Source organism: Aquabacterium sp. (assembly GCF_004297345.1).
Lineage (GTDB): Bacteria > Pseudomonadota > Gammaproteobacteria > Burkholderiales > Burkholderiaceae_C > Aquabacterium.
Window position 1 is genome coordinate 1 of record NZ_SCTN01000139.1, and the last position, 2,792, is coordinate 2,792.

At 62.5% G+C, this 2,792-nt stretch carries 4 protein-coding genes; 2 read left to right on the forward strand and 2 right to left on the reverse strand.

The window, feature by feature from the left end:
- Positions 1-775 (forward strand): MFS transporter (locus EPO09_RS04465; protein ID WP_290640588.1); only part of this gene is annotated, 775 nt, incomplete at its 5' end.
- Positions 776-802: 27 nt separating this feature from the next.
- On the opposite strand, the gene rlmB is transcribed toward EPO09_RS04465, so the two are convergent.
- The gene (gene rlmB / locus EPO09_RS04470) at positions 803-1,540 is read right to left on the reverse strand and encodes a 23S rRNA (guanosine(2251)-2'-O)-methyltransferase RlmB (protein ID WP_290640590.1); all 738 of its coding nucleotides are present in this window, start codon (positions 1,538-1,540) and stop codon (positions 803-805) included.
- Between the two features lie 21 nt (positions 1,541-1,561).
- Entirely contained in the window at positions 1,562-2,269 is a 708-nt protein-coding gene (locus EPO09_RS04475; protein ID WP_290640592.1) for an ABC transporter ATP-binding protein, read from the reverse strand.
- Positions 2,270-2,414: 145 nt separating this feature from the next.
- Between EPO09_RS04475 and EPO09_RS04480 the strand changes: the two genes are divergently transcribed.
- Positions 2,415-2,792: arylesterase (locus tag EPO09_RS04480; RefSeq protein ID WP_290640594.1), on the forward strand; the 378-nt coding region annotated here is incomplete at its 3' end.

Genomic DNA, 2,792 nt, shown 5'->3' on the forward strand with positions numbered 1-2,792 from the left:
GGCCTCCGTGGCGGGCATGCCCATGGCAGCGTGGATTGGCGAGCGCATGGGCTGGCGTCTGGCCATGTTGTTGGTGGCCGCAGGCGGGGTGCTGGCGGCCTGGATGGTGCACAAGAGCCTCCCCTCCGGCATACGCCCTCCGGCGCTCTCGATGCGGGCCTGGCGCAAGGTGTTTCGCTCACCCCTGTTGATGGCGGTGGTCTTGGTCACGGCTTGCCAGAGTGCGGGGCAGTTCACCGTGCTGGCCTATGCCGCCCCCTTGTACAAGTTTGAATTTGGCGCCAGCCCCGAGCAGATCAGCATCATGTTCGCCTGGTTTGGCTGTTTGGCCCTGGCCGGCAATCTGGTGCTCAATCGTGTGGTGGACAGCATGGGGGCCGCGCCCGCCGTCACCATCACGCTCGGCATGATGATCGTGAGCCTGCTGGCCTGGCCTTTAGGCAGCACCCTGCCCTTGCTGGCGCTGGTGCTGGTGCCCTGGGCGCTGAGTGGGTTTGCCACCAATTCCGGCCAACAGGCGCGGCTGGGTGGGCTGTCGCCACGCCTGGCGCCCGCCCTGATGGCCTTGAACACCTCAGCCATCTACCTGGGGCACGCCGTTGGCGCCTCGGGAGGCGGCTGGGTGTTGACGCATCACGGTTACGGCCAGCTCCACTGGCTGGGCCTGGCCTTGATGGTGGTGGCCTGGTCGCTGAGTTGGTGGGCGCAGAAAATGGCCATTCCCCGAAACGAGTTTGGCGCTCGCCCTCAAGGCGACGCCAGCGAACCGGCATAGCCAGATCCGCGGCGTCCGCTGGGTCGATCAGGCCAGCCGCTGGCGACGTGCCTCATACAGGCACACGCCACTGGCCACCGACACGTTCAGGCTGGACACGCCGCCCATCATCGGAATGCTGACCAGCTCGTCGCAATGCTTGCGGGTGAGCTGACGCATCCCCGCGCCTTCCGCCCCCAGCACCAGGGCCACTGGGCCCTTGAAGTCGCGGCCCTCGTAAAGGCTGTGAGGTGCATCGTCGGATGTGCCGATGATCCAGATGTCGCGCTCCTTGAGCTCGGTCAGCGTGCGCGCCAGGTTGGTCACCATGAAATAGGGGACGGTTTCCGCAGCACCGCTGGCAACCTTGGCCACGGTCGCATTCACGCCCACGGCGTGATCCTTGGGCGCAATCACGGCGTGGGCACCAGCACCGTCAGCAACCCGCAGGCAAGCGCCGAGGTTGTGAGGATCGGTCACACCGTCCAGCACCAGCAACAAAGCCGGTTCGGTCAAGGAATCCAGCAGATCATCCAGCGAATTGTTCTGCTGAATGGCCTCGACACGCGCCACGACGCCTTGATGGCGATGGGTGCCGGCAAGCTTCTGCAGTTTGTCGTCATCGCTGTCGATGATCTTCAGGCCGGCTTCTTCAGCCTTGGCCAGGAACTGCTTCATGCGTTGATCGCGGCGGGTAGCATCAACGTGCAGTTCACGAATGGATTTAGGCGCGACTTTCAGGCGCACCGACACGGCATGGAAGCCAAATAGCAGTTTGAGACTCATGCCGGCATCCTAACCGCTGATTCAGGCTGCGACCTGGCCCGCACTGATGCGGATCTGGCTATGGCAGCGTTGGGCAATCTGGCTGTCGTGGGTGACCAGTATCAGCGTGGTGCCATTTTCCCTGTTGAGATCAAACATCAGATCCATGATGGCCTGCCCGGTGGCGTGATCCAGACTGCCTGTTGGCTCGTCGGCCATCAGGATATCGGGATGCATGACAAACGCCCGGGCCAGCGCCACGCGTTGCTGCTCGCCGCCCGACAACAAAGCTGGACGATGACGCAGGCGCGCACCCAGGCCCACACGCTCCAGCATGGCCGAAGCCTTGGCGCGGGCCGCCTTGTCGCCGCGCAACTCCATAGGCAGCATCACATTTTCCAGCGCAGACAGATGTGCGATGAGTTGAAAGCTCTGGAACACAAAACCCACATGCCGTGCGCGGTGGGCGGCGCGCTCATCTTCAGTCAAATCGAACAGACTTTGGCCGCACATGTGGACTTCGCCGCTGCTGGGCACATCCAGCCCCGCAAGCAAAGACAGCAAGGTGCTTTTGCCCGACCCTGATGCGCCCACGATCGCCAGAGACTCGCCTGCAGGCACGGTCATGGAGATGTTGTGCAAAATGGTCAGGGAGCCGCTGGTATCAGTGACAACCTTGCTCAGGTCTTGCGCGACGATGGCGGGCGTGGCCTGCACAACACGAGTAGATTCCGAAGACGACATGTGCATGTACGGATTGAGGCTTTCAGCGCTAACAATGAATCAGACCAAGACCAACTGTACGCGACGCCAGATTCTTGTGGCGGCCTCGGGCCTTTGGGCCGCAAGCGAACGCGCTTTGGCCACACCCGGCAAGGCTGCACGCATTCTGATCATGGGTGACAGCCTGTCGGCCGAGTATGGTTTGGCCAGAGGCACCGGCTGGGTGGCCTTGCTGCAATCGCGCCTTCAAGAGCAAGGCATGGGCGCCGAAGTCATCAACGCAAGCATCAGTGGCGAAACCACGTCGGGCGGCATGACACGTCTGCCGCCCTTGCTTAAGCAGCATCGACCAACGCATGTGGTGATTGAACTGGGTGCCAACGACGCCTTGCGCGGCCTGCCACTCAAGAGCACTCGGGCTAACTTGCAGGCCATGATCGAGGCCTGCAAGCAGATTGGAGCCAAGGTGCTGTTGATCGGGATGATGGTGCCGCCCAACTATGGCAAGCGCTACACGGACGACTTTCAGGCCATGTTTCCAGATCTGGCG